Origin of the sequence: Enterobacter cloacae complex sp. IR53041 (genome assembly GCF_049238285.1) — a bacterium.
Classification (GTDB): domain Bacteria; phylum Pseudomonadota; class Gammaproteobacteria; order Enterobacterales; family Enterobacteriaceae; genus Enterobacter; species Enterobacter roggenkampii.
On record NZ_JBMKHB010000004.1, the window covers coordinates 113,355 to 130,922 of the forward strand.

A 17,568-nucleotide genomic window follows, 5' to 3' on the forward strand; every position below is an offset into this window, starting at 1 on the left:
GGAAAACAACGCACACTGTCAACGTCGAAAACCGCACCCGGAGTAACGCAAGATGAACCGTGAGGCTATCTGCCAGCAGCTCACTGCGCAGATTAAGAGATTGATAGATAATGAAAACCGTGCCAGCGATCTGCTGCCGGACATTCGCCTGCTCTACGGCACGCAGCCCGGAACGCGCACGCCGGTCATGTACCAGCCGGGCATCGTTTTTCTCTTTTCAGGCCATAAAATTGGCTATATCAACGAGCGCGTATTCCGCTACGACACCAATGAATATCTGCTGCTGACAGTACCTTTACCCTTCGAATGTGAAACCTTCGCGACAGAGGCGGTTCCGCTGGCGGGGATCCGCGTCAATGTTGATATCCTCCAGCTGCAGGAGCTGCTGATGGAGATTGGCGAAGACGAACTCTTCCAGCCTTCGATGGCCTCAAGCGGGATCAACTCGGCAACGCTGTCGGAAGAGATCCTCTGCGCCATTGAGCGTCTGCTGGACGTCATGGAGAGGCCGCTGGACGCGCGCATACTGGGCAAGCAGATTATCCGAGAAATTCTGTACCACGTGCTGCTGGGCCCGGGCGGCGGCGCGTTACTTGCCCTGGTGAGCCGACAGACCCACTTCAGCCTGATAAGCCGCGTGCTCAAGCGTATCGAAAGCCAGTACACCGAAAACCTCAGCGTCGACCAGCTGGCGGCGGAAGCCAATATGAGCGTCTCGGCGTTTCACCATAACTTTAAATCGGTGACCAGCACTTCGCCGCTCCAGTACCTCAAAACCTACCGGCTGCATAAGGCGCGGATGCTGATGATCCACGACGGCATGAAGGCCAGCGCGGCGGCGATGCGGGTGGGCTACGAAAGTGCGTCGCAGTTCAGTCGGGAATTTAAGCGCTATTTCGGCGTCACGCCGGGAGAGGATGCGTCACGTATAAGAACGATGCAGGGAGCCTGACGAAAAACGTAGGCCGGGTAAGGCGTAGCCGCCACCCGGCAATTTTTTATCACGCGCTGCAGTACTTTTTCTTAATCACTACCGCGATGGTTCCCACCAGACCCGCCACCAGCAGGAACATCGGCAGCACCATCAGGAAGGTCATCACCTGATCTTCGTGGTGTTTCACGAAGGGGATCATATTCAGCGCGTAGCCGAATGTCGTCACCACGCCAACCCACAGCAGGGCGCTCAGCCAGTTGAAGAACTGGAAGCGGCGGTTCGACAAACCGGAAATGCCCGCCATCGTCGGCAGAAGGGTGCGAACGAACGCCAGAAAACGTCCGGCCAGCAGCGCAAGCAGGCCGTGTCGGTCAAACATGCAGGTTGCACGCTGATGGTATTTATGGGGTAACTGCGCCAGCCAGCTTTTGACCACGCGCGTGTTGCCGAGCCAGCGGCCCTGCAGATAGCTCAGCCAGCAGCCCAGGCTGGCTGCGGAAGTGAGGATAACCATCGTGGGCGTAAAGTCCATGACGCCTTTGCCGATCAACGCCCCGGCAAGCAAAAGCAGACTGTCACCGGGTAAAAACGAAGCTGGCAGTAATCCATTTTCCAGAAACAGCGTTGCGAACATCACGAAATAGACGACGCCTATGACGTGAGGATCCGCCAGGGCGGCAAAATCATGTTGCCAGAGCGCCGCGATAATATCTTGAATAACAGCCATGGACTTTCCTGTGGAACAGCAGATATAGCGCTATTGTACTCCCTAATTCGCCCGTCGGGTTTGATCCCGGGCGCAACTCATGCAGACTTTTCTGCTTGCGGTGTCCACAAAAGCGTCCAGAGAGTACATTTTCAGCCAGCACTCTACACGATACGCTCGAACCCTGCTGCTAAATCCGCAATCAGATCGTCAACATTTTCTAAACCGATATGCAGTCGAATCAGGGTACCGCTGAAGTCCACTTCACCGCCGGGGCGCAGGGCCGCGATCTGCTCCGGCTGGTTAGCCAGGATCAGGGATTCAAAACCGCCCCAGGAGTAGGCCATGCTGAAGAGGCTAAAATTATCCAGATAGCTTGCCAGCTCGTCATTATTCAGCCGTTTTTTCAGCACAAACGAGAACAAACCGCTGCTGCCCGTAAAGTCACGTTGCCAGAATTCATGCCCCTTACTGCCCGGCAGCGCCGGATGGTTTACGCGCTCAACCTGAGGATGCTGCGCCAGCCATTCGGCCACCTTCAGGCTGCTTTCGTGGTGCTGACGCAGGCGAACGCCCAGCGTGCGGATTCCGCGACTGGTCATGTACGCCGTGTCGGCATCCACCATCTGGCCCATCAGATAGGCATTTTCACGCAGCTGATCCCAGCAGCGCGCGTTGGAAACCGCAGTACCAATCATGCCGTCAGAGTGGCCAATCAGGTATTTCGTCGCCGCCTGGATGGAAATATCAATGTCGAATTCCAGCGCTTTGAACAGCACGCCTGCCGCCCAGGTGTTGTCGATCATAATGATCGCCTCTGGCGCTTTGCTGCGCACGGCCTTGACGATAGCCGGCACGTCGTGAACTTCCATGGTGAGCGACCCCGGCGATTCCAGGAACACAATGCGCGTGTTTGGCTGAATAAGTTCGGCAATACCTTCACCAATCAGCGGGTCGAACCAGCCGGTCGTCACGCCGAGCTTGCTGAGGATTTTGGTACAGAAGTCCTGGCTGGGTTCATAGGCGGTGTTGGTCATCAGGATATGGTCGCCCTGTTCCACAAACGCCAGAATGGTGTTGGCGACCGCCGCCGCGCCGCACGGGAACAGCGCGCAGCCTGCGCCGCCTTCCAGCTCGCACATCGCTTCCTGTAAAGAAAAGTGGGTTAGCGTGCCGCGACGGCCATAAAACAGCCCGCCTTTTGCGCGGTTGCGCGTGGCGTTTTTTTTCTCCTCAACGGTGTCAAACACCAGCGAGGAGGCGCGTTGAATCACGCTGTTGACCGATCCCTGAGTATATTTTTTGCTGCGTCCTGCCTGTACCAGCGTGGTATCAAGATGCTTCGTTGTCATGTTCGCTAACCCTGTTTTTATACGTCTGGACGTCCAGACTACCACGATTGGAAAAAACTGCACCCGCAGGCTTATCGAATAAGCAGAAAATATTAGCAAAAAAGCGCATAAGAAATTTTTACTGCGTAAGCGCAAGGAAAGTGAACGAAAATTGCGGCACTATGCAAATACTAATGAGAACTACTATCAATTCGACGATGTTTTGATATTATTACGTTCAGATTTTGTGATTTGCGTCCTGGAGATACAGAGTGGGTAATAATTTGATGCAGGCGGATCTCTCCGTTTGGGGCATGTATCAGCATGCTGACATCGTGGTTAAGATTGTGATGATCGGCCTGATTCTGGCGTCCGTTGTCACCTGGGCTATCTTCTTCAGCAAGAGCGCCGAGCTGCTTTCGCAGAAGCGTCGCCTCAAGCGGGAACAGCAGCAGTTGGCAGAAGCCCGCTCTCTGGATCAGGCCTCAGATATGACCTCATCCTTCCACGCGAAAAGCCTGACTACCCTGCTCGTGAATGAAGCACAGAACGAGCTGGAACTCTCCGCGGGCAGTGAAGATAACGAAGGCATCAAGGAGCGTACCGGTTTCCGTCTGGAACGTCGCGTGGCGGCGGTTGGCCGACACATGGGGCGCGGCAATGGTTATCTGGCCACCATCGGCGCGATTTCGCCGTTCATCGGTCTTTTCGGTACGGTCTGGGGCATCATGAACAGCTTTATCGGTATCGCGCAGACCCAAACCACCAATCTGGCGGTCGTTGCGCCGGGTATCACAGAAGCGCTGCTGGCGACGGCGATTGGTCTGGTCGCGGCGATTCCGGCGGTGGTTATCTACAACATCTTCGCGCGCATGATTGGCAGCTACAAAGCCACCCTCGGTGACGTTGCCGCGCAGGTTCTGCTGCTGCAAAGCCGCGATCTCGACCTGAATGCCAGCGCCGTTAAGCCGGTGCACGCGGCGTCCAAACTGCGCGTGGGTTGATATTATGGCGATGCGTCTAAACGAAAATCTCGACGATAACGGCGAAATGCATGAGATCAACGTGACGCCGTTTATCGACGTCATGCTGGTTCTGCTGATCATCTTCATGGTGGCCGCGCCGCTGGCGACGGTGGACGTGAAGGTGAATCTGCCAGCCTCGTCGAGCCAGCCGCAGCCGCGCCCGGAAAAGCCTGTCTATCTGTCCGTGAAGGCCGATAAATCGATGTTCCTCGGGAACGACCCGGTAACGGCCGACTCTGTTATCCCGGCGCTGGATCAGCTTACCGGCGGTAAAAAAGACACCACGGTCTTCTTCCGTGCGGATAAAACCGTTGATTATGAAACCATGATGAAGGTAATGGACACGCTGCATCAGGCGGGTTATCTGAAGATTGGGCTGGTCGGCGAAGAGAAAGCGGCCGCGAAGTGATAAAGAAGCTGGCGAAAGCCGGCTTTTTTTATGCCTGTTGGGTTTATGCGTTTTTATTTTCCGTCGGTGCGATAGAGGGGGTTGCCAGCGCGTCCTCATCAAGCGCAACGCAGGTGACGTTTGAGGTACGGTACTCGCCGTCTGACAGTTTGCGCGTCAGACGCAGGGTGGCGATCTCTCTGGCAAGCAGATACTGGTAGTTGGCCTCAAGGCGTCCCAGAAGCTTCTCTTTTAGCTCTGGCCGCTGTTCCATGATGGCGTTCATCACGGCACCGTAAATTTCTTCTTTGACCTGCAGCGGATAAATCTCACTGCGATTCTGCCATTTCAGCCGCACCAGCGTCGCCGGGATCGATACCAGGTCTTGTGTAATGCGCGTCATCTCGTCATTTTTTGTGTTTCGCAGCGCGTCGAGATTTTGCTTTAAGATAAATTCATCACTTTTTTTATCATCCAAAGTCAAATAAACGTCGTTATTTTTAACTTCCTTCACGTTAATCCTCCCCCAGGCTATAAAAAATTGGGTTGTTTTTTTCGCGCGTAATTAAGTTAAGCCAAATTTCATTGCCCGCTTCGTTAATTTCTTTGGTTTTTTCGGCCAATATTTGACTTAGTTTCTGGGCATCTATTTCACCTTCGGCCTGCAGATCATTCAGCAGGTGGACAAAGGCTTCAATTTTTATGGCGCGAAATAAGCGGTCTTTTATATGACGATCGTGCTCTTCCAGCAACATATTACGGGATTTGCCGGTACGGGAAACACCAATTAATATATCAGGCTCGAAATCAGAGAGCTTTCTTTTCCCCTGAGTGAAACTGACCTCTTTTTCTGCTTCCGTCGGTTGCTGTTCCACAGGCGTAATGTGGTACTTAGCCGGGACGAGATAGTCGGGCAGCATTTTTAATTTCCTTTAATTTCAACAGGGTGGGGTTGGTAAAGGCGTGAGATTCGTTGACAATATCATGAGGCAAATTTAAAATCAAAAAAAATGGAGCCTACCCATGAACAGCATCTTTTTTACGGTCATCACATTACTATTACTGACCGCTGGTGTGCTTTTATTGATGCAGGAGTTCAATAAAACGAAAGTGTCGAAAGACACCAGTGAACCGCCGCAACCGGAACTCATGACAAAAGAGGAAGGGGAAGACCATTTCTCTGTATTGATGAACTCCGTTACGCCTGTCTGGTACTGGCGGGTGAACCATGAATATATCGACTTTTTACACGCGACAATTAAACGCATGAAAATGTCGGAAATTAATGACACGCCCGGACTGTTTGAAGCACAGCGACGCTGTAGCGATCTCAATTCAGCCGTGTATAGATATTATGACAATATCAAAAAACGCTGCCTTAACGGCGAGAAGGTCTCTTATTCCGATCTGGACGTATTAAATTTGCGTCAGTGTTTTCGTGAGTTCAGCCTTGAAGCCTACCCGGAGCTGGTGGTGCTGGTCTGGCCGGAATACGCCCGTCCCGAGGTTAACCCCGACAACGTCTGAGTGACCATACTGGTGAGCTATTGCAAACAGTCAGCGCCATTGGGATATACTGGGCGCTGGTTTCTTTTGCAAACAGGACTTTATGGAACGCTTTTTTGAAAACGCCATGTACGCCTCTCGCTGGATACTGGCTCCCGTCTATTTTGGCCTTTCGCTGGCGCTTATCGCGCTGACGATTAAGTTCTTTCAGGAAATCCTGCACGTTCTGCCGAATATCTTTTCCATTGCCGAGGCGGATTTGATTCTGGTTCTGCTGTCGCTGGTGGATATGACCCTGGTGGGCGGGCTGCTGGTAATGGTGATGTTCTCCGGCTACGAGAATTTCGTCTCTCAGCTGGATATCGACGAGCGCAAAGAGAAGCTCAGCTGGTTGGGCAAAATGGATGCCTCGTCGCTGAAGAATAAAGTGGCCGCGTCGATTGTGGCGATCTCTTCTATCCACCTGCTACGCGTGTTTATGGACGCGAAGAACGTGCCGGATAACAAACTGATGTGGTACGTCATTATCCATCTGACGTTTGTGCTGTCTGCGTTTGTGATGGGGTATTTGGATAAGATCAGTAAGAAGTAAAGTACGCCTTACCCCTCACCCTAACCCTCTCCCCAAAGGGGAGAGGGGACTGCTCGGTGCGGCCTTATTTATCAGACGACGCCTGCCACAGGTTCAACTCCCCATCCGCAACATGCTGGTCAATCCGCTTGAGTTCGTCCTCACTGAAGTACACGTTATCCAGCGCCCGAACGTTCTCCTCAATCTGTTCCGGGCGGCTTGCGCCAATCAGCACTGACGTCACGCGCGCGTCTTTCAGCAGCCAGCTCAACGCCATCTGCGCCATAGTCTGACCCCGCGCCTGCGCCATTTCACTCAGCAAACGCAGGCTGTTCAGGTTGGCTTCGGTCAGCATTTTTTCGTTCAGACCGCGGACTTTCTTGCCTTCACGCTGCATGCGTGAATCTTCAGGAATACCGTTCAGGTATTTTCCGGTCAGCAGCCCCTGCGCCAGGGGGGTAAAGGCGATGCACCCGGTACCGTTTGCCGCCAGCGCATCCAGCAAACCGGTCTTATCGACCCAGCGGTTGAGCAGGTTATAGGACGGCTGGTGGATCAGCAGGGGGATCTTCCACTCGCGCAGCAGCTCGGCCATTTTTTGCGTGCGCTCGGTTGAGTAGGAGGAAATGCCCACGTACAGCGCCTTGCCGCTCTGAACAGCCTGCGCCAGCGCAGAGGCCGTCTCTTCCATCGGCGTGGTTTCATCCACGCGGTGGGAATAGAAAATATCCACGTAGTCGACGCCCAGGCGTTTCAGGCTCTGATCGAGGCTGGCGAGCAGATATTTGCGCGATCCGCCTGAGCCGTATGGCCCGGCCCACATGTCGTAACCCGCCTTGGTGGAGATAACTAGCTCGTCGCGATACGCGGCAAAGTCCTCCCGCAGCAGACGGCCAAAATTCTCTTCCGCGCTGCCTGCTGGCGGGCCGTAGTTGTTGGCAAGGTCGAAATGGGTAATGCCGAGGTCAAAGGCTTTACGCAGCAGCGCCCGCTGGGCATCAAGAGGCTGAATATGGCCGAAGCTATGCCACAGGCCAAGCGACAGCGCGGGCAGGCGCAGGCCGCTCTTGCCACAGTGGCGGTACTGCATGTTCTCGTAGCGGTCAGGGGCAGGGTACCAGGACATGATGTCTCCTTTTCTTATCGATGAATTTTTGAAACGGCGTTTTCATTCTGTCCTTATCAAAACACAAATCCCGGGGAGAAGCGATGGCAGAACTCCCTGCCAGCAATTTTCCCCGGGATGCGTCAGACGTTGAGTCCCGCACTGCCCGGTACACGCAGGTCACCGGGCAATCAGACGACAATCAGAAGCTGTAGCTCATCCCCGCCTGTACGCTGGCATCGTTATCCACATCGCCAGTACCGACAAAGACGCCGGTAGTCAGGGTGAAGTTATGGGCGATGGTGGCGTTGATACCTGCCCCAAAGATGCCCATGGTGTTGTTGTGACCGGAGGTGTTGTGATAATCCGCCGCCTGAATGTCGGTGTTATCGCTGAACTCTTTCTGGAAGCGCGCGTCGATCCACGGAATCACCTTCACGTTCTTGTTCAAATCGCGAAGGGTGGTGGTGAGCCTCACGCCCGCGCCGCCGTTCCAGGAAGAGACCTGGCTGTCGGCAAAGGTGACTTCGCTGTCAGAGAAGCCGTTCGCTTTGGTCTGATCCCAGCCAAGAGTGGCGTAGGGTTGCAGCAGCGTTTCGCCTGGCAGCAACACGTTCACCCCGGTGCGGGCCTGCGCCAGATACAGACTGCCATCGGTGGAGCCGTGCAGCGCTTCCGTCATGCCGCTGGTATCGCCCGTCACGTTGTTGGCAGACAGCGAGTAACGCATATCGCCGTAGCTGAAGCTGCCGTCAGCAAATAGACCCCAGGTTCGGCCGTTCAGCGCCTGCTGCCAGCCGCCATAAAGGCTGTAGTAGTTACCGTAAACGCTGTCTTTGAAGCTATCCGCGCCGTCGCTGGTGTCCTGCACGCGGCTGCGCGTCCACGCCAGCGCGATACCGCCGGTGACGCTGTCGCCGTTGTCCAGATGCGCCGTCCAGTCTACGCCGCCCTGCGCACCCTGAGTGATGCTTTTATAGTCGACGTCGTTGCTGAAATTACCGTTCTGATAAAGGAAATCGCCCCAGACCTGCGCACCGTCCTGCTGTTCTCCCAGCAGGTTTGCCAGATGCACCTGGTTCATGTGGTTGCTGATGTCATCCGCTACCTGATGCCCGGCCTGTTCCGCTGCATCCAGGCCGGCTACCAGCCCCTGAACGTCGCTCGCAAGGTTGCCCTTCTGGCTGTTAAATTCAATATTCCAGCTCTGGCTATTATCTGCAGTCAGCTGAGCCTGAGGCGCGCTGTCGGCCGCAACAATATTCAGACTGTTGTTGTAGTTATAGGCGCCGCTACGGTTCTCCACGGTCTGGTCGCCGTTGGTAAACGTGGCTGCTGCATAATTCTGCGGCGCACTGCTGCCCGACGTGGTGAAGGTCCCCAAGACTATTCCCTGCTGATTTTGCGCTGACGGCGTAATGCTGTTCACCACCACGGCGTTATTGGCGCCGGTAATATTACCGAAATTCACGTAGCTGTCGGTGCTCATGGTAACCAGCGCATTGCTGCCGGTGGTGTTGGCGATCAGGGTTGAACCGTTTTGCAAACTCCAGCTGGTTGCATCGTTAATTTTATCAATGGCAATGCTGTTATCGCTGGTGGTATTTACCGTTTCAAACTGGCTTATTTGTCCGGATATAGAACTGCCCGCATCCATTGACAGGGTATCGCTGCCGTCACCACCGTTAACATTGCCATTGACATGTGAATCATTGGTCAGCACGACCGTATCATCACCTGCACCCGTTGTAATATCACCGTTGACGGTCGCGTTGTTCTGCAGCGTAATTGTGCTATTGCCCGTACTCTGGCTGGTATTTATCTCGCCATTCACGGTGCTGTTATCCACCAGAACGGAATTTGTGGCGTTACCATCGACGGTCACATTGCCATTTACCACGCTGTTATTGGTCAATGAAATCAGCGTGGTGCCGTTTTCGTTAAAGGCCCCAATGTCGCCGGTGACCGTACTGTTATCCAGCGCCAGCGAATCAGCCTTCGTTCCGTACATCGCGATGGCGACATCGCCAAAGGCATCCAGGTTGATGTCGCTGAATGGCTTGTATCCGCTCAGTTTTACCGCCAGCGTGTCGATGTTCTGCGTGATTTCGCTCTGCGAGGCATCCACGGAAGCGTTAGTCAGCGTAATATTGGTATCAGATTTATCGCTACCCGCGTAAATACCGCCTTTATCCATCGTGCTGTTGCTGATGGCAATATTTTGTGCACCGGCTCCCGCACTGAGAATACTGCCGTGCAGCATGCTGCCGTCCTCAACATTGACGGTGTGGTAACCTTTATCCATGGGGTCGAGATAAATGGCGGAACCCATCATATAGGCTTTCTTGCCCTCGTAGCTTCCGGCGTCATTTTCGCCATTCAGCGTGGCGTCATCGATGGTCACCGTCGTATTGGTGGTTGCACCGGTATTGCCCACTTCGATCATATCGACGGTGGCGCCGTTATTCACCGTAATATTAGCCGTCCCCCCGTTGCTGCCCTGAATATAATGGCCGGACATGTCGGTACCAGAAACGGTTAATGACTGGGTATCCCCTGATTCACGGCTTCCATCCATAAAGATATTATTTGCGGTGGTGTCGGCCATAATGGCATTAGTCACGCCGGGATCTTCATAGAAACTATTATCTACATATTTCGTTAAGCCGCAGGTCTGCGATGTCACGCCCGGCTGGCAGGGCGTAGCGGGTGTTACGTTAGCCTGGGCGCCAAATGACGTTAAAGCCACTAATACACATTGCGAAAGCAATGTACGATTCATTAATTTGCGCATTTGAAGTTCTCTGGATGAGTCGAAAATTGTCCGGCTCTTTTTAAATGAATTTATTTAAAATAAGAACTTCCTCAGCAGGTAAGGATGTAATGAAATCTAAAAAAATATCCTGCACAATAATTAGCGTTTAAATAATTAAATCTGATTAATAAATTTAATTTAATTCATGAGCTAAATGCTTTGGAATGATTTGCATACAAATTAAAGGGTTTCTTGACCGGTCGTGCGGTTCTTTGACCGTCTCATTCATCAGGGTATTCATCCTTTCGGGTTGTGAGGTTAATTAACTGTTTGTCTGTTTTACATTTCGACGGCTGCTGAAATATGAAAACATGTATTGAGCAGTAAGATTTTCCCCGCAGTGATTATCCTTTTCCGGCGAACGACAGGGTAGCGAAGATTTTTATAAAATTACGCGCGAAATAGTATAACTTCGTCAGTTTCTGCCGATAACGAGGGTAAGACTCGCCTCTGGGCGAATTCACCCTCACGGCAAGGAAGACTTATGAATATGCTCCGTAATTTCACGATCCGTTTCGTCATGCTGGCGATTCTCGGGATCTTTTGTTTAATGTGGGCGGGTGTTGGGCTGTACAGCACCTGGTCTCTGTCTCGCGTTTCTGATGGCAACGAGGTGGATCGCCAGCTGGTCAAGCAGATGACGGTGCTCAGCCAGGGCAACGATCAGTATTTCCGCTTTGTGACCCGTCTGAGCCGCGCAATGGAAGTCAAAGCCGCAGGCGGCACGCCGGATCTGGCCTCTGCCCAGCAGGCGCTGGATAACATGGGCAAGAAGCTGGCCGAGATGAAAGCGATCTCCCCAGGTCTCTTCCCGGGTGATCGGTGCCTGGCAGGCGCTGCTCGAACAGGGCGTGACGCCGCAAATGCAGCAGGCGAAACTGGGCGCGCTGGACGGCTATCGTCAGCAGGCCAATAACGTCACGCCAACGCTGAGCCGCGCGTTCGGCGCGGCGGCTGAAGAGTTCAACAATGCTGCAGCGAAGTCGCTCGACAGCACCCGCGTGGTGGTGGACGGCCTGACCAGCATGACCCGTACGGTGATTATCGTCGCCACGATCGTCGGTCTGCTGATCCTGCTCTTCACCGACCGTTACCTGGTCGCGATGCTGGTCAAACCGCTGGACCGCATTCGCCAGCAGTTCCGCCAGATTGCTCAGGGCGATCTCAGCCAGCCCATTGAGCCGTTCGGCCGCAACTGCGTGGGACAGCTGGTGCCGCTGCTGAGCGCCATGCAGGACAGCCTGCGCGAGGCGGTCAGCACGATCCGCTCCGGCAGTGAAAATATCTGGCGCGGGGCGACGGAGATTTCCAGCGGTAACAACGATCTCTCCTCCCGTACCGAGGAGCAGGCGGCGGCACTGGAAGAGACGGCAGCCAGCATGGAACAGCTGACCGCTACGGTGAAACTGAACGCGGAGAGCGCCCGCCAGGCAAGCCAGCTGGCCGATGTGGCCTCAACCACCGCCAGCCGCGGCGGTTCGCTGGTGGAAGAGGTGGTAAGCACCATGAGCGGTATTTCGGAAAGCTCGAAGAAAATTGCTGAAATCACCAACGTCATTAACAGCATTGCCTTCCAGACCAATATTCTGGCTCTTAACGCGGCGGTTGAAGCAGCACGCGCGGGCGAACAGGGGCGCGGCTTCGCCGTCGTCGCGGGCGAAGTCCGCAACCTGGCAAGCCGCAGCGCCAACGCGGCGAAAGAGATTGAGGGGCTGATTACCGATTCCGTTTCCCGCGTCGAGCAGGGTGCAAAGCTGGTAAGCGACACGGGTACGACCATGGATGCGATTTTGCGGGACGTGACGGAAGTGACGACCATTATGAAGCAAATCGCCTCTGCCTCTGAGGAGCAGAGTAAGGGCATTTCGCAGGTCGGTATCGCCATTACCCAGATGGACGGCGTCACCCAGCAAAACGCCTCGCTGGTGGAGGAGGTTTCCGCGGCGGCTTCGGCGCTGGAGCGTCAGACCGAAGATCTTCAGCGCTCGGTGCAGAAGTTCCGCCTGACGGCATAACGCAACGTTGTAAGGCCGCCTTGAGCGGCCTTACATTATTAACGCCTTCCCCATTCCGCGTGCTCTGAAACTGCTATTCTTTTGCTAACCCCTGACGTTCTGGACTCTCTTCTACGAGGTGTTGCTATGAACAGATCGTTATCTTTTATCCCTGTCTTTTCTCTCATTTTTCTGACGCTTTTCTCGGTTTCCACCAGTGCGACCCAGCAGGCGCAGGAGCGGCGCGTGGCGCGTGATGTCAGGCAGGAAACCCGCGACGCGTCACGGCAGGTGAAGCAGACCTGCGTGGCGAACAATAACCAGAGTAATCACGACTGCCGCCAGGATAAACGTCAGATGAAACAGGCCGGGCGGCAAAAAGCGCGGGATATAAAGTATTAACATAACAGGCGAGGCGGCATGCGAGCATGTTTCTTGCCGCCTTTTTAAAAAGCGTAAGTCAATATATTTCAAATATTAAAATATTCGCTTGTAACAATATATTTGGCATTTTCTGCACATTCCAGAACATGAAAATTAATATTGTCTTAAGATTCAGTCGACATAATGAATTATCTTCTTGATACAGGAAATAATTCAATTTATGAAAAAACGTATTATTTTATTTGCTGCCCTGGCAGGTTTTGCCGTGGTCAATACAGCGATGGCCCAGAGCGTCACGGTCGATGTTCCTGCCGGGTATAAGGTCGTGATTGTTCCGCAGTCAGCTACGGTTCCTGAGGCGGTAAGCGTTGCGCCTGCACCTGTACAAACAACGTATGCCGCACCTGCACCGGTCTATCATCCGCGTGCACGCCATGTGGCGAGCGTGGCGGAAGGAATGGTGATTGAGCATCAGTATGACGACCACCATTGATATATTCCGGGTGACATTTCTGACCATAAGTTGAGGGCAAATAGTCGTGATTGGGTGCAGGGAGTTATTACTGAACAGCCATGAGGCCGGGCACGCGCTGCGACGCCCGGCGAAAACTATTAGTGCGTCGCTTCACCAATCAGCGCGCCCGTGCCCGCGCCAACGGCTGCACCTTTCAGCACGCTCTTGCCGGTAACCGCCGCGGCGCCTGCGCCCACGGCAGCCCCTACGGCGCCGCCTTTACGCGCGGCTTTACCTTTGTCGCCGTTTTTGAACATGGCACCCGTGCCTGCGCCAACAACGGCACCGCCAACGGTGGATTTCAGATCTTTGCCCGTGGCCGCGCCAATGGCAGCACCTGCTACCGCGCCAGCGGCGGTTTTATCGATGGCCATTCCCGAGGTGGAAAAAATGAGGGCGCTGATAACCAGCGTTGTTTTAATCAGTTTCATAACAGATCCTTTGTGACTGCTGTCGGTTGATACGTCGCTTCTCACTCTGAGGTGAGAAAAACGCACAGATAGTGCCAGCAATACCGGCTCAACCTTTAGGCCAATCATGCCCTGCGAAAGGATCTCGGTTGCCGGGCGGCGATCCGCCCGGCAGAACATTACGCCTGACGCTTATCTTCCGTATTGGTCTCGAAGTCGCTCGCCGCGTGGCGTTCGTGAAGCTGCTCGTTCAGCTCGCCGCTGGTGCGGTTAACGATGCGTCCGCGCTTAACGGCATGGCGGTTCGCCACGTCTTTCGCCCAGCGCTGCACGTTGGTGTACTTTTCTGCGTCGAGGAACTCAGCGGCGTTATACACGCTGCCCAGCGCCACGCAGCCGAACCATGGCCAGATGGCGATATCCGCAATGGTGTACTCCTCACCCGCCACGTAGCGACCGCGCGCCAGCTGTTTATCCAGCACGTCGAACAGGCGTTTAGCTTCCATGGTGAAGCGGTCAATCGCGTACTCAATTTTCACCGGGGCATAGTTATAGAAGTGGCCAAAGCCGCCGCCGAGGAACGGCGCCGCGCCCTGCAGCCAGAACAGCCAGTTCAGCGTCTCGGTGCGTCCCGCCGGATCTTTCGGCAGGAAGTGGCCGAATTTCTCCGCCAGATAGAGCAGGATATTGCCGGATTCAAAGACGCGCGTTGGCGGGTTCGTGGAGTGGTCACGCAGCGCCGGGATTTTCGAGTTCGGGTTCACCTCCACGAAGCCGCTGGAGAACTGATCGCCCTCGCCGATGCGGATCAACCACGCGTCGTACTCCGCGCCCGTTACGCCCAGCGCCAGCAGCTCTTCGAGCATGATCGTCACCTTCTGACCGTTCGGTGTGCCGAGCGAGTAAAGCTGCAGCGGGTGCGAACCGACAGGAAGATCTTTCTCATGGGTCGCGCCGGAAATGGGGCGGTTGATGTTGGCGAACGCGCCGCCGTTGTTCTTTTTCCATTCCCACACTTTGGGTGGCTGATACGTGTTGTCTGACATGTTGGCCTGCCTTTTGAGTGATGTGTTGAGGCAGTGTAGCAGGAGATTTGTGAAGCGTTTAACGAACTGAGCGTAATCGATCTGCCGCTATTCCTTCCGGCGCTTATATATATCAAATCAGGTATAAGCTTAATCGAAAATCGCATTTTCATAATTAATGCGTAAACGGATAAAGCTGCATATGATGCTTCAACATAAATAAAAGATGCAGTCATAAACACTTTATAAGGCAAGGAGTTAGTGAGATGCGCAAGCTTCTGTTATCGGCAGTGGTTGTTTCGCTCGCGTTAGGCCTGGCGGGCTGTGATGATGCGAAAAATAAAGAGACAAATACGCCCTCAGCGGCAAAAAGCGATGCGCCAAAAGCGGGCGGTTCGCTGATTATCGGTATTACCTCCGGCGACCCGTTAGCTGTAAATCCGCTCTACGCCAGCGACCGTACCACGTTGACGATCATGCAAGCGTTGTATGCTCCCCTCTATAGCTTCAACAACGGTAAGATCGAATGGGGCCTGGCGGAAAGCCTGACGCCCTCCGCCGACAACCTGAGCTACACCCTGACGTTAAAACCCAACCTGAAATGGCAGGACGGCCAGCCGCTGACGGCGGACGACGTGGTCTTTACGTTCAACAAGCTGCTCGATGCCAAACAGCACAGCTTCTTCCGCAGCATGTTCACCTACGGCGATAAGCCGGTACAGGTGAGCAAGGTTGACGACCGCACCGTTAAGTTCACCTTACCGCAGGTCAGCGCGGCCTTTACCGGCACGCTGGTACAGATCTACCCGATCCCGCAGCACGTGTTCGCCAGCGAAGGCGACCTGGAAAAGAGCAGCAAAAACGATGCACCGGTCGGCTCCGGGCCGTTCAAATTTAAAGAGTACCGCGCCGGACAATATTACGCCCTGACCCGTTTTGACGATTACTGGAACGGCAAAGCGAAGCTAGATTCAGTGACCTACCGTTTCGCCAAAGACAGTAACGCCGCCAACCTTGCGCTGCAAAACGGTGAAATCAACCTCAAGATGGTTGACCCGCAGGATGTGAACCGCCTGAAAAATACCGGTAAGTTTGACTTCGTGGTCTATCCGGAAGGCCGTCTGGCCTATATGACGTTCAACCAGAACGTGCCGGTAATGAAGAGCAAAGCACTGCGTCAGGCCATTGCGTACGCCATCAACAAAGACGAGCTGACCCAGACCGCCTTTACCTCGCTGGACTACGCCAAACCGGCGACGTCCTTCCTGACGCCCGATACGCTTTACAAGACGGATGACGTCGAGCAATACACATTCGACCTGCAAAAAGCCAAAGAGCGGCTTAAAGCGTCCGGCGCGCCGGACAACCTCAAGCTGCGCCTGGCGTATGTGAATACCAACAAAACCCAGGAGAGCATGGCGCTCTACATTCAGCAGGCGCTGAAGGGCATTGGGGTGAACGTGGAGCTGATGCCGCTGGACTCCAACGCCATGTCCCAGCGCAGCCTCGATATGAACAACACCGCGTGGGAGCTGAACCTGGGCGGCTACATCATGGGCTCAGAGCCGGACGGCTACAAATCGCTGTTCATGAGCAACGAAGCCTATAACTACGCGCACTACAAAAATCCGCAGTTTGATGCCCTCTGGGATAAAGGCGCCGTGGAAACCGACGCCGCAAAACGTGCCGATATCTACAAGCAAATTCAGCAGATCGTGGCGAACGACATGACGTACTACCCGATCGCCTATACCAATGCGACCGTCGCGGTGGACAAGCGTTTCGGCGGCACCGAGGAAGCGGAGCCGAAGCCGGTCTATCTGTTCCAGGATCTGTCAAAAATCTATCAGAAATAAGCGATTGCCCCGGCCATCGGGTCGGGGCCTTGGTAAGGGCATGTCGTGAACACACTTCTCACGCGTCGGCTGCTGCAGCTGCTGCCGATGCTGTTCTTTATTTCGCTGGTGGCGTTTTTGCTGGTCAAGCTCGCGCCCGGCGATCCGGTGGCGGCGTACATCACGCCGCGCATGGCTCCGGAAGATATCGAACGTATTCGCCAGAGCCTGGGGCTGGATAAGCCGCTGGTCACGCAGTACGTTCTGTGGCTGAAGAACGTCCTGCGGGGCGATCTCGGCTATTCGCTGATTTACCACCGCCCGGTGCTGGAGATGATCGGCGAACGCATTCCGGCCACGCTGGGGCTGATGGGCGCGTCGCTGCTGCTGGCGATCGTGCTGGCGATCCCGCTGGGCCTGCTGGCGGGGGCATTTAAGCACCGCTGGCTGGATCACCTGCTGAACCTGTTCGCCTATATCGGCATCTCGGTGCCGATTTTCTGGTTCGGCATTTTGCTCATCACCGTTTTTGCCGTGCAGCTTAACTGGTTCCCCAGCATGGGAATGCGCACCATCGGCATGGAGGATAATGTGCTGGACGTGCTGCGTCATGGCGTGCTGCCGTGTATTGCCCTCACGTTCTACAACCTCTCCAGCTACGTGCGCTACATCCGCTCCAACACCATCTCGCAGCTCTCTGCCGACTATGTGCAGACCCAGCTGGCTTACGGCGCCACGCGTTCCAGCATTCTGTTCCGCCACGTGCTGAAAAACGTGCTGCTGCCGGTGATCACCCTGTTTGGGCTGTCGTTCGGTGAGCTGATTGTGGGGGCCTACGTGACGGAAAGCGTCTTCTCCTGGCCGGGGATGGGGCTGCTCGGGATCCAGTCGATCGCCTCGCTGGACTACCCGCTGATCATGGCGATCATCATGCTCTCGTCGATGATGCTGATCGTCGGTAACCTGATCGCCGATCTGCTTTATCGCTTCGCCGATCCCCGCATTCGTACGCTGAGGTAACCCGC

The 17,568-nt window shown here is 54.7% G+C and carries 17 protein-coding genes and 1 pseudogene; 10 read left to right on the top strand and 8 right to left on the bottom strand.

The genetic code is table 11. The features are described 5' to 3' along the window. Window positions 1–52: 52 nt before the first annotated feature. Window positions 53–952, top strand: coding sequence for an AraC family transcriptional regulator (locus tag ACOTXF_RS04540; protein WP_008502996.1), 900 nt, complete (start codon window positions 53–55; stop codon window positions 950–952). Window positions 953–1,001: 49 nt separating this feature from the next. Here the strand turns inward: ACOTXF_RS04540 and yghB are convergent, their stop codons facing one another. Together yghB and metC are read right to left on the bottom strand one after the other, a co-directional pair. Next, window positions 1,002–1,661, bottom strand: a complete 660-nt coding sequence (yghB, locus tag ACOTXF_RS04545; protein WP_008499812.1) for a DedA family general envelope maintenance protein YghB — start codon at window positions 1,659–1,661, stop codon at window positions 1,002–1,004. Window positions 1,662–1,804: 143 nt separating this feature from the next. Continuing rightward, window positions 1,805–2,992: a cystathionine beta-lyase gene (gene metC, locus ACOTXF_RS04550; protein ID WP_023344922.1), complete on the bottom strand. Its 1,188-nt coding sequence runs from the start codon at window positions 2,990–2,992 to the stop codon at window positions 1,805–1,807. Between the two features lie 251 nt (window positions 2,993–3,243). On the opposite strand from metC, the gene exbB reads away from it, so the two are divergent. Beyond that, window positions 3,244–3,975, top strand: coding sequence for a tol-pal system-associated acyl-CoA thioesterase (gene exbB, locus ACOTXF_RS04555; protein ID WP_232926839.1), 732 nt, complete (start codon window positions 3,244–3,246; stop codon window positions 3,973–3,975). A 4-nt stretch (window positions 3,976–3,979) separates the two neighbouring features. Next, window positions 3,980–4,405, top strand: coding sequence for a TonB system transport protein ExbD (gene exbD, locus ACOTXF_RS04560; RefSeq protein WP_008499809.1), 426 nt, complete (start codon window positions 3,980–3,982; stop codon window positions 4,403–4,405). 43 nt (window positions 4,406–4,448) lie between these two features. On the opposite strand, the gene ACOTXF_RS04565 is transcribed toward exbD, so the two are convergent. After that, the gene (locus tag ACOTXF_RS04565; protein WP_232926840.1) at window positions 4,449–4,898 is read right to left on the bottom strand and encodes a cytoplasmic protein; all 450 of its coding nucleotides are present in this window, start codon (window positions 4,896–4,898) and stop codon (window positions 4,449–4,451) included. Between the two features lies 1 nt (window position 4,899). After that, window positions 4,900–5,304, bottom strand: a complete 405-nt coding sequence (locus ACOTXF_RS04570; RefSeq protein WP_008499807.1) for a hypothetical protein — start codon at window positions 5,302–5,304, stop codon at window positions 4,900–4,902. A gap of 103 nt (window positions 5,305–5,407) precedes the next feature. On the opposite strand from ACOTXF_RS04570, the gene ACOTXF_RS04575 reads away from it, so the two are divergent. Continuing rightward, a complete protein-coding gene (locus tag ACOTXF_RS04575; protein ID WP_047747056.1) occupies window positions 5,408–5,911 on the top strand; it encodes an ESA_00282 family adhesion-associated protein in 504 nt (167 codons plus the stop codon). Window positions 5,912–5,993: 82 nt separating this feature from the next. After that, window positions 5,994–6,482 (top strand): TIGR00645 family protein, encoded by a 489-nt coding sequence (locus tag ACOTXF_RS04580; RefSeq protein ID WP_008499805.1) that lies wholly within the window; start codon window positions 5,994–5,996, stop codon window positions 6,480–6,482. Window positions 6,483–6,546: 64 nt separating this feature from the next. On the opposite strand, the gene ACOTXF_RS04585 is transcribed toward ACOTXF_RS04580, so the two are convergent. Together ACOTXF_RS04585 and ACOTXF_RS04590 are read right to left on the bottom strand one after the other, a co-directional pair. Beyond that, window positions 6,547–7,587: an aldo/keto reductase gene (locus tag ACOTXF_RS04585; protein WP_048963157.1), complete on the bottom strand. Its 1,041-nt coding sequence runs from the start codon at window positions 7,585–7,587 to the stop codon at window positions 6,547–6,549. A gap of 181 nt (window positions 7,588–7,768) precedes the next feature. Further along, the gene (locus ACOTXF_RS04590) at window positions 7,769–10,315 is read right to left on the bottom strand and encodes an autotransporter outer membrane beta-barrel domain-containing protein (protein ID WP_232926841.1); all 2,547 of its coding nucleotides are present in this window, start codon (window positions 10,313–10,315) and stop codon (window positions 7,769–7,771) included. Between the two features lie 550 nt (window positions 10,316–10,865). Between ACOTXF_RS04590 and ACOTXF_RS04595 the strand changes: the two are divergent. From ACOTXF_RS04595 to ACOTXF_RS04605, 3 genes and pseudogenes are all read left to right on the top strand, one after another. Beyond that, window positions 10,866–12,396: pseudogene (locus ACOTXF_RS04595) on the top strand (methyl-accepting chemotaxis protein). 126 nt (window positions 12,397–12,522) lie between these two features. Beyond that, a complete protein-coding gene (locus ACOTXF_RS04600) occupies window positions 12,523–12,777 on the top strand; it encodes a hypothetical protein (protein WP_023326067.1) in 255 nt (84 codons plus the stop codon). A gap of 202 nt (window positions 12,778–12,979) precedes the next feature. Beyond that, the gene (locus ACOTXF_RS04605) at window positions 12,980–13,252 is read left to right on the top strand and encodes a hypothetical protein (protein ID WP_032653384.1); all 273 of its coding nucleotides are present in this window, start codon (window positions 12,980–12,982) and stop codon (window positions 13,250–13,252) included. A gap of 119 nt (window positions 13,253–13,371) precedes the next feature. On the opposite strand, the gene ACOTXF_RS04610 is transcribed toward ACOTXF_RS04605, so the two are convergent. Then, on the bottom strand, window positions 13,372–13,704 hold the full coding sequence (locus ACOTXF_RS04610; protein ID WP_008499797.1) for a glycine zipper domain-containing protein: 333 nt from the start codon (window positions 13,702–13,704) through the stop codon (window positions 13,372–13,374). A gap of 158 nt (window positions 13,705–13,862) precedes the next feature. Beyond that, the gene (gene yghU, locus ACOTXF_RS04615) at window positions 13,863–14,729 is read right to left on the bottom strand and encodes a glutathione-dependent disulfide-bond oxidoreductase (RefSeq protein WP_008499796.1); all 867 of its coding nucleotides are present in this window, start codon (window positions 14,727–14,729) and stop codon (window positions 13,863–13,865) included. A gap of 245 nt (window positions 14,730–14,974) precedes the next feature. Here yghU and ACOTXF_RS04620 point away from each other — a divergent pair, with 245 nt between their 5' ends. Together ACOTXF_RS04620 and ACOTXF_RS04625 are read left to right on the top strand one after the other, a co-directional pair. Continuing rightward, window positions 14,975–16,564, top strand: a complete 1,590-nt coding sequence (locus ACOTXF_RS04620) for an ABC transporter substrate-binding protein (protein ID WP_047747051.1) — start codon at window positions 14,975–14,977, stop codon at window positions 16,562–16,564. Window positions 16,565–16,609: 45 nt separating this feature from the next. Next, window positions 16,610–17,563, top strand: a complete 954-nt coding sequence (locus tag ACOTXF_RS04625) for an ABC transporter permease (protein WP_032664406.1) — start codon at window positions 16,610–16,612, stop codon at window positions 17,561–17,563. Window positions 17,564–17,568 lie beyond the last annotated feature (5 nt).

Bases quoted from the DNA above. Each gene is read 5' to 3' on its own strand.
- ACOTXF_RS04540 (WP_008502996.1), top strand. From the start codon at position 53: ATGAACCGTGAGGCTATCTGCCAGCAGCTCACTGCGCAGATTAAGAGA.
- yghB (WP_008499812.1), bottom strand. From the start codon at position 1,661: ATGGCTGTTATTCAAGATATTATCGCGGCGCTCTGGCAACATGATTTT.
- metC (WP_023344922.1), bottom strand. From the start codon at position 2,992: ATGACAACGAAGCATCTTGATACCACGCTGGTACAGGCAGGACGCAGC.
- exbD (WP_008499809.1), top strand. From the start codon at position 3,980: ATGGCGATGCGTCTAAACGAAAATCTCGACGATAACGGCGAAATGCAT.
- ACOTXF_RS04570 (WP_008499807.1), bottom strand. From the start codon at position 5,304: ATGCTGCCCGACTATCTCGTCCCGGCTAAGTACCACATTACGCCTGTG.
- ACOTXF_RS04575 (WP_047747056.1), top strand. From the start codon at position 5,408: ATGAACAGCATCTTTTTTACGGTCATCACATTACTATTACTGACCGCT.
- ACOTXF_RS04580 (WP_008499805.1), top strand. From the start codon at position 5,994: ATGGAACGCTTTTTTGAAAACGCCATGTACGCCTCTCGCTGGATACTG.
- ACOTXF_RS04585 (WP_048963157.1), bottom strand. From the start codon at position 7,587: ATGTCCTGGTACCCTGCCCCTGACCGCTACGAGAACATGCAGTACCGC.
- ACOTXF_RS04600 (WP_023326067.1), top strand. From the start codon at position 12,523: ATGAACAGATCGTTATCTTTTATCCCTGTCTTTTCTCTCATTTTTCTG.
- ACOTXF_RS04605 (WP_032653384.1), top strand. From the start codon at position 12,980: ATGAAAAAACGTATTATTTTATTTGCTGCCCTGGCAGGTTTTGCCGTG.
- ACOTXF_RS04610 (WP_008499797.1), bottom strand. From the start codon at position 13,704: ATGAAACTGATTAAAACAACGCTGGTTATCAGCGCCCTCATTTTTTCC.
- yghU (WP_008499796.1), bottom strand. From the start codon at position 14,729: ATGTCAGACAACACGTATCAGCCACCCAAAGTGTGGGAATGGAAAAAG.
- ACOTXF_RS04620 (WP_047747051.1), top strand. From the start codon at position 14,975: ATGCGCAAGCTTCTGTTATCGGCAGTGGTTGTTTCGCTCGCGTTAGGC.